The following is a 7,454-nucleotide window of genomic DNA, read 5'->3' as shown; positions in this document are numbered from 1 at the left end:
GGGAGCATACCGCATGAGCGGCAGGCAGCCGATCGTCTACGTTGTCGATGACGACTACAGAGTGCGGGAGGCACTGCAGGCTCTGCTCGCATCGGCGGGGTACGAGGTCGTCGTCTTTGACTCAGCCGCGTCCTACCTGAACTTCAATCGGCCGGACAGAGCCGCATGTCTCATCCTCGATCTGGATCTTCCCGGTATGAATGGTCTGGAACTGCAACGAAAGATCACCGGAGAAGATACGCCTCCCATTGTTTTTCTTACAGCGCACGGAGATATTCCCTCTACCGTCAAGGCGATGAAGGCAGGCGCGACCGAGTTTCTTTCAAAGCCCTTTGACGACGAGGAATTGCTCCGGGCCATCGAGGCCGGTATTCAACTCGATACATCGACCCGAGCCAGGCTCGCTGAGCTTGATGTCATCCGGAAGCGGTACGCCCTGCTGACTCCGCGGGAGCGGGAGGTACTTCCCTTCGTGATCGCAGGGCTTTTGAACAAGCAGACCGCATGGGAACTGGGTACCAGCGAGATCACCATTCGCATCCATAGGGGCCAGATTATGAAGAAGATGGAAGCAGAGTCCCTTGCAGATCTCGTTCGGCTCGCCGCGAGGCTGGGAATCGAGCCTCTGTCGTCTAATACAAAACGATAATTGTTGGCCCCCTGCCGAATTTCCTACGATGAARCTCGATCGTAGGAGACCGCATGGCCGCTGGAAAAACATCCCGTATCGTCGCAGTCGTCGATGACGACCACCGCGTGCGTGAATCGCTGAAGCAACTCTTCCGGTCCTCAGGCATAGAACATCTACTCTTCTCCTCGGGGGAGGAAGCTCTTGCCCATGAAGGAACGCAGCAGATCGGTTGCCTGGTCACGGATGTTCGCATGCCGGGCATGGACGGCTGTGAGCTGCAGCGGCGGATAGGAAGCAAGCTGCCTAATCTAGCCGTGATCTTCCTCACAGCGCATCAGGACGATGCCGTGTGGCGTCAAGCCCGGCAACATGGGGCCTTCGCCCTTCTCTACAAACCATTTGACGGTGAAGAACTTGTCCGCCTTGTAATGCTGGCCCTAAGGTGGAGCCGCACACGGGAGGCTTTCGATGTGGATTGTTAGGCTGGCGCTTTCGCGTCCGTACACCTTTGTCGTTCTCGCGCTTCTGCTCTTTCTCATTAGTCCGGTCATGCTGATGCGGACACCGGTCGATATCTTCCCTTCGATCAATATTCCGGTTGTAAGCATTATCTGGACCTATAACGGTCTGGTACCAGCGGAGATGGAGTCACGCGTCACGTCCATTTACGAGCGCGCGCTGACCACGACGGTGGGCAATATCGATCACATCGAATCGCAGTCGCTCAACGGGGTTTCTGTCATCAAAGTCTTCCTGCAGCCGCAGGCGAATGTGGATGGCGCTATTGCGCAGGTTACGGCTGAGGCACAGGCAACGCTGAAGCAGCTCCCCTCCGGCATCACGCCCCCACTCGTGATTCAGTACAGCGCCTCCACGGTGCCCATTCTGCAACTCGGCCTGAGCGGGAAAGGGCTTTCTGAACAACAACTGAATGACTTCGGATCAAACTTCATCCGCCCACAGCTTGCCACCGTTCCCGGCGCCGCTGTTCCCCTGCCGTATGGCGGTAAGGTTCGCCAGATCATGGTGGACATCGATTCGGCACAGCTCACCTCGAAGGGCCTCTCTCCGGTCGACGTGGTCAACGCTATCAATGCGCAGAATGTGATTCTGCCCTCGGGCACGGCAAAGATCGGTAAAACCGAATACACGGTGGGCCTGAACGGCACTCCGATCACGGTCGACCAGCTCAATGCGCTTCCGGTAAAGACCATCAATGGCGGATCGATCTTCATGCGCGATGTCGCCAACGTCCGCGACGGATTTGCCGTGCAACAGAACATTGTTCGTCAGGATGGCCAGCGCGGCGCCCTGCTCACGATTGAAAAGGCGGGCAGCACCTCAACCCTTGCTATCGTCTCCGGCATCCGGTCGATCTTGCCGCGCATCGCATCAACACTTCCGCCCGAGTTGGTGATGCGGCCCATCGCCGATCAGTCCGTCTTCGTCAGGGCGTCGCTCAACGGAGTTCTACGCGAAGGGATGATCGCGGCCTGTCTCACCTCGATCATGATCCTGGTCTTTCTTGGGAGCTGGCGTAGCACGCTGATTATCTGCATCTCGATTCCACTCTCGATCCTTACCTCGCTCCTCATCCTCAGTGCGCTTGGCGAAAGCATTAACATCATGACGCTCGGCGGCCTAGCGCTTGCGGTTGGCGTGCTGGTCGACGACGCGACCGTAGAGATCGAGAACATGCAGCGCAATGTGGCCATGGGGAAAGATCTCCGCCAGGCCATTCTCGATGCCGCCCAGGAGATTGCCGTACCCGCCTTTGTCTCAACGATCTGCATCTGCATCGTCTTCGTGCCRATGTTCTTTCTCACCGGCGTCGCGCGCTATCTCTTCGTTCCTCTCGCCGAAGCCGTTGTCTTCGCGCTACTGGCCTCTTACTTCTTCTCGCGCACCATCATCCCCACACTGGTGATGTTCCTGCTTCCCAAAGAGGTGGAGGAACACCGGCATCCTGCATCAGACGCCAGGCCTGGCCGCTTCGCACGGCTCCATCAGCGGTTTGAGGCTGCCTTCGACCGGTTGCGCGATCGTTATACTCACCTTCTCTCGCAGTGCCTGGAACACCGCACAATCTTTGCAGCGTGCTTCATTACCTTCTGCCTGGGAAGCGTGTTGCTCATTCCATTGCTGGGGCGCGACTTCTTCCCCTATGTCGATGCCGGACAGATTCGCCTGCATGTACGGGCAAAAACGGGTACTCGTATCGAAGAGACTGCGCGTCTGGTGGACGAGGTTGACCGGTATGTCAGAACCCAGATCCCCGCAGAGGAGATGGGCGGAATTCTGGACAACGTCGGTCTGCCGACCAGCGGCATCAACCTTTCGTACAGCAACGGCGGCACCATTGGAAACGCAGATGCCGAGGTGCTGATCTCACTCAACCAGAAACACCACCCAACGGCAGAGTATGTGGCACAGCTGCGCGAAGAGCTGCCAAAGCAATTTCCTGGGACAACGTTCTTCTTCGAGCCCGCCGACATCGTCAGCCAGACGCTGAACTTCGGCGTCCCGGCTCCGATCGATATCCAGATCGCCGGCAAGGACTTCGAGAGCAACTTCGCGCTCGCCTCCCAGATCGCAAACAAGATGCGATCGGTTCCCGGAGCCGTGGACGTTCATATCCAGCAGCAGGTTGATCAACCGCGCCTGCAATATGACATTGACCGCACTCGTATTCAGCAGGTGGGCCTGACGGAGCGTGATGTCGCCGGGAACGTGCTCGTCTCTCTCAGTTCCAGCTTCCAGACGACGCCAAACTTCTGGCTCAACCCAAAGAATGGCGTCTCCTACAACATCGCGGTGCAGACGCCACAGTACAAACTCAGCTCTATCGACGCCATCGGAAATATTCCCATCAACTCACCCAGCGCGCCCACGCCGCAGCTCTTCGAGAACCTTGCCACGAGGAGCCGGACCTCTGAGCCCGCGGTCGTGAGCCACTACGATGTACAACGTGTTATCGACATCTATGGCAGCGTGCAGGGCCGCGATCTCGGTGGAGTCGCCAACGATGTACAGAGGATCGTGGATGACGCATCGCATCATCTTGTTCGCGGCAGCCGCATCTTCACTCGCGGACAGGTAGCGACGATGCAGGCGTCATTTACAGGGCTCTTCGCTGGTCTGGCTTTCGCCATCGCGCTCGTCTATCTGCTGCTGGTCGTGAACTTCCAGTCATGGACTGAGGCCTTCATCATCATCACAGCCCTGCCAGGAGCACTGGCCGGTATCTGCTGGTTCCTCTTCCTGACACATACCTCGCTCAGTATCCCGGCGCTGATGGGAACCATCATGAGCATCGGAGTGGCGACCTCGAACAGCGTACTCATCATCACCTTCGCCAACGAGCATTTCCAGGAGAACAAAAATGCGATCAAGGCAGCCATGGAGGCTGGGGCGACCCGCCTGCGGCCGGTCATCATGACCGCCATGGCAATGATCATTGGCATGATTCCGATGGCGCTCGGCCTCGGCGATGGAGGCGAGCAGAATGCGCCTCTCGGACGGGCCGTCATCGGCGGCCTTCTCTTCGCGACCGTCGCAACCCTGTTCTTTGTTCCCACGGTCTTCGCGCTCATTCGCAACAAGCGCAGCACAAACTACGCCCCCACGCCGGGCAACGCATAGGGAGATCAACCATGACTGAACTCACTCCATCTAATTCCGTTTCACCTTCTTCCAACGGCAGACGGCTTCTGTTCTTCCTTCTGGTTCCCGCGGTGCTCTGCGTTGCCGGAGTTCTGACACTCGGCCTGCGGGGGCGGCAGACGAAAGCTCTCGCCGCAACCACGCGCGCCCTGGAATCGGAACCGGTCTCGATCATCCATGCCAAAGCGGGCGCGCCTAACAGCGAACTCACGCTGCCCGGAACCCTGCAGGCCTACTCCGATTCACCGATCTATGCACGGACAAGCGGCTACGTCTCCCACTGGTACGCCGACATCGGTACCCACGTGCGCCAAGGCCAGCTCCTCGCCGAGATTGACTCACCTGAGATCGACCAGGAGCTGAATCAGGCGCGTGCAACCGTGAACCAGGTACAGGCGAACCTCACCCTGGCGAATATCACCGCCTCGACGCAGCCTCACATACGCTGCTTACTGAGATCGACGTGCCGAACCCAAAAGGTGAGCTAATGCCCGGCGCCTATGCCACGGTACGCTTCCATATCACACAACCGGTCTCATCTTTGACCGTCCCGTCCGGGTCTGTTCTCTACCAGGCGAGCGGGCCACAAGTCGCCACCGTGACTTCGCAGAACACCATCCTGCTCAAGAAGGTCACCGTCGGACGCGACTTCGGCGACTCAGTGGAAGTCACAAGCGGCATCTCGGCAAACGATGCCGTTGTCTCCAGCCCACCTGATTATCTGATCGACGGCATGCGCGCCGACATTCAGAACGCAGCAGCAGGTCAAAACTAAGGAGGAACCATGCAGAGCAAGCAGCGTTTCACTTCGGCCGTCCTCGCCTGCGCTTTCACCGTGCTGTTAGCGGGTTGTATGGTAGGCCCGAATTATAAGAAGCCGGTCGTTCCGGTGCCTCCCACGTTCGCCGGTGCAAACGCATCGTCCGACAATTCCCAGAGCTCGATCGCATATACAAATTGGTGGAAGGTCTTCAACGACCCTGTACTCAACGACCTTGAGACCCAGGCCGACCAGGCGAATCGCGATATCAAGATCGCCGTAGCCCATGTCGATCAGGCATCCGCCTTTACCCAGGGCGTACGCTCGCAGTTGTATCCGACGCTCGGCGTCGGCGGATCCGCGCTTCGCGCGCGTGAGGCACAGAACCGCCCCAACAACGGCAATACGGCGGGACGGTCGGCCACGTATAACGATCTTCAGCTATCCCTTGCGGCCAGCTATGAGTTCGATGCCTGGGGACGCATCCGGCGCTCGATCGAATCTGCCCGGGCGACACAGGAGGCGTCCCAGGCGGACCTTCGCTTCGTGACGCTCTCCGTCGAGTCCGATGTTGCAGCGACGTACTACAACCTCCGCCAGACGGACCAGGAGTTGCAGATTCTCAGCAACACGATCGATACACTTCGTCAGAGTCTGGAGCTGACGACGAGCTTATTCCAGAAAGGGCTCAGCAGCGAGCTTGAAGTCAAGCAGGCACAGACGCTGCTCGATCAAACGGTGGCGCAACAACATGCCGCCGAGCTGCAGCGGGCGCAGATGGAGCATGGCCTGGCGGTGCTACTGGGACGTACCGTGGAAAGCTTCTCACTGCCCGCCGCTCCGTTGCAGGCTCTTCCTCCACGGATCCCCATCGGGCTGCCGGCGAACCTGCTCGAGCGACGCCCTGACATCGTGGAGGCCGACCGCTCCGTCGCTGCAGCCACTGCACAGATCGGTGTTGCGAAGGCTGCCTACTTCCCGCAACTGTCGCTTACCGGCCTGGCTGGATACGAGAGCAGCAATGCAGTCCATCTGCTCAACTGGCAGAACAGCATCGCCTCCCTCGGAGCGTCTGTGGCAGCGCCTCTCTTTACCGGCGGCAGACTGAAAGCCGGTGTAGAACAGGCTCAGGCTGTCTACAGACAGTCGTTGGCGCAGTATGAGAAGACGGTCCTCGGCGCCTACCGCGAGACCGAAGATCAGCTCTCCGCACTTCACTTCCTGGAACAGGAGGCCGACGCACAAGGCAGAGCGGTGCAGGAAGCGCAGCAGGCACAAGCCATCGCAACAGCAAGGTACAAGAGCGGCCTTGTAAGTTATCTTGACGTAGTGGTCGCGGAGCAGATGGTGCTGGCCAATGAGCGCAGCGCGGCTCAGATCGCCGGAGAACGCATGGTCGCCTCAGTCGTTCTGATCAAAACCCTGGGCGGCGGATGGAATGGGACCGCAACTCCCTAGAATGCCACAGCCAGGCCTAATAAAACCCGGCGATGAGCGAGTTTCGCCCACCGCCGGGACCCTGGAGGCTAACCAAGGAACTTATCTCTTCGCGGAGAGATACTTCTGAATCTTCACGTTTAGACGACGGCAGGACAGAGAAAGACGCATTATTACGAGCTGCGCCTCTACCTTAAGGCGCACTGAATGTCGTGTGATGGGATGATGCAGAATCGCAGCGATGACTACACGGCCGATGCTGTCGTCGATGCCCGATGCGTCTCGCGCCAATCGCCCGGCGGCACACCTTCCCACGAGCGGAAGGCACGGCCGAAGGAGTTCGGGTCCTGGAAGCCGAGCAGATAGGCGGCTTCATTCAGTTCCAGCGCTGAGTTGCTGAGATAGTACCTTGCCATCTGGTGACGCGCCTCATCGAGAACCCGCTGGAAGCTCGAGCCGCCTTCCTGCAAGCGGCGCTGCAAGGTACGCGAGCTCATATGCAGCGCACGCGCCACCACTTCAATGGATGGCCGCTGGCCGGTCAGCCGGTCCTGAATTGCTCGTCTCACCAGCTCGACGAGGCTGTCCGTCGCCTGGTGCAGCTTCATCTGCTCGTCAAACTGCGGAGCCAGCATATCCAGCAGCTCCATGTTCCTGGTCACGAACGGAAGCTTCGCATCTTCTGCGCGAAAGACAATCACGTTCTGGAAGGCGCCGCTCGTCACCGGACAGCCAAAGTGCCGCTCCATCTCACGCACTTTCGATCGTGGCTGAATGTACTCCACGCGCAGAGGCGTCACTGGCTTTCCCGTGCCATGCTGCGCAATCGTCACCATCCACGCGAAACAATGATCCGTTAGCGCCCGGGGCTCCGCTTCCACCGCCTGCAACCAGCGGAAGTTGATGCTGAACTCGTCATCGTTCATCGAGGAGACAATCTCCTCCGGGACGGTCAACTTCTTG

The 7,454-nt window shown here is 59.0% G+C and carries 7 protein-coding genes; 6 read left to right on the top strand and 1 reads right to left on the bottom strand.

Features of this window, described 5'->3' with window-relative positions:
- The 6 genes from AB4043_RS13925 to AB4043_RS13900 form a co-directional block, all read left to right on the top strand.
- Positions 1-649 (top strand): response regulator transcription factor (locus AB4043_RS13925; protein ID WP_442307307.1); only part of this gene is annotated, 649 nt, incomplete at its 5' end.
- 53 nt (positions 650-702) lie between these two features.
- A complete protein-coding gene (locus tag AB4043_RS13920; protein WP_442302795.1) occupies positions 703-1,113 on the top strand; it encodes a response regulator transcription factor in 411 nt (136 codons plus the stop codon).
- Complete coding sequence (locus tag AB4043_RS13915) at positions 1,100-4,273, top strand: efflux RND transporter permease subunit (protein WP_442302794.1); 3,174 nt, start codon at positions 1,100-1,102, stop codon at positions 4,271-4,273. The genes AB4043_RS13920 and AB4043_RS13915 overlap by 14 nt, the downstream gene beginning before the upstream one ends.
- An 11-nt stretch (positions 4,274-4,284) precedes the next feature.
- Entirely contained in the window at positions 4,285-4,782 is a 498-nt protein-coding gene (locus tag AB4043_RS13910; protein ID WP_442307306.1) for an efflux RND transporter periplasmic adaptor subunit, read from the top strand.
- Positions 4,782-5,069, top strand: a complete 288-nt coding sequence (locus tag AB4043_RS13905) for a hypothetical protein (protein ID WP_442307305.1) — start codon at positions 4,782-4,784, stop codon at positions 5,067-5,069. Before AB4043_RS13910 ends, AB4043_RS13905 begins: the two co-directional genes overlap by 1 nt.
- Before the next feature lie 9 nt (positions 5,070-5,078).
- Complete coding sequence (locus tag AB4043_RS13900) at positions 5,079-6,512, top strand: efflux transporter outer membrane subunit (protein ID WP_442302792.1); 1,434 nt, start codon at positions 5,079-5,081, stop codon at positions 6,510-6,512.
- Positions 6,513-6,736: 224 nt separating this feature from the next.
- On the opposite strand, the gene AB4043_RS13895 is transcribed toward AB4043_RS13900, so the two are convergent.
- On the bottom strand, positions 6,737-7,454 hold a 718-nt coding region (locus tag AB4043_RS13895), incomplete at its 5' end, for a helix-turn-helix domain-containing protein (RefSeq protein WP_442307304.1).

This window comes from Terriglobus sp. YAF25 (assembly GCF_052113305.1).
Taxonomy (GTDB): domain Bacteria; phylum Acidobacteriota; class Terriglobia; order Terriglobales; family Acidobacteriaceae; genus Terriglobus.
The sequence above is the reverse complement of the archived record's forward strand: the minus strand, read 5'-3'. Positions and strand labels throughout refer to the sequence as shown.

Excerpts from the sequence above, each read along its gene's own strand:
- AB4043_RS13920 (WP_442302795.1), top strand. The coding sequence starts at position 703 with ATGGCCGCTGGAAAAACATCCCGTATCGTCGCAGTCGTCGATGACGAC.
- AB4043_RS13910 (WP_442307306.1), top strand. The coding sequence starts at position 4,285 with ATGACTGAACTCACTCCATCTAATTCCGTTTCACCTTCTTCCAACGGC.
- AB4043_RS13905 (WP_442307305.1), top strand. The coding sequence starts at position 4,782 with ATGCCCGGCGCCTATGCCACGGTACGCTTCCATATCACACAACCGGTC.
- AB4043_RS13900 (WP_442302792.1), top strand. The coding sequence starts at position 5,079 with ATGCAGAGCAAGCAGCGTTTCACTTCGGCCGTCCTCGCCTGCGCTTTC.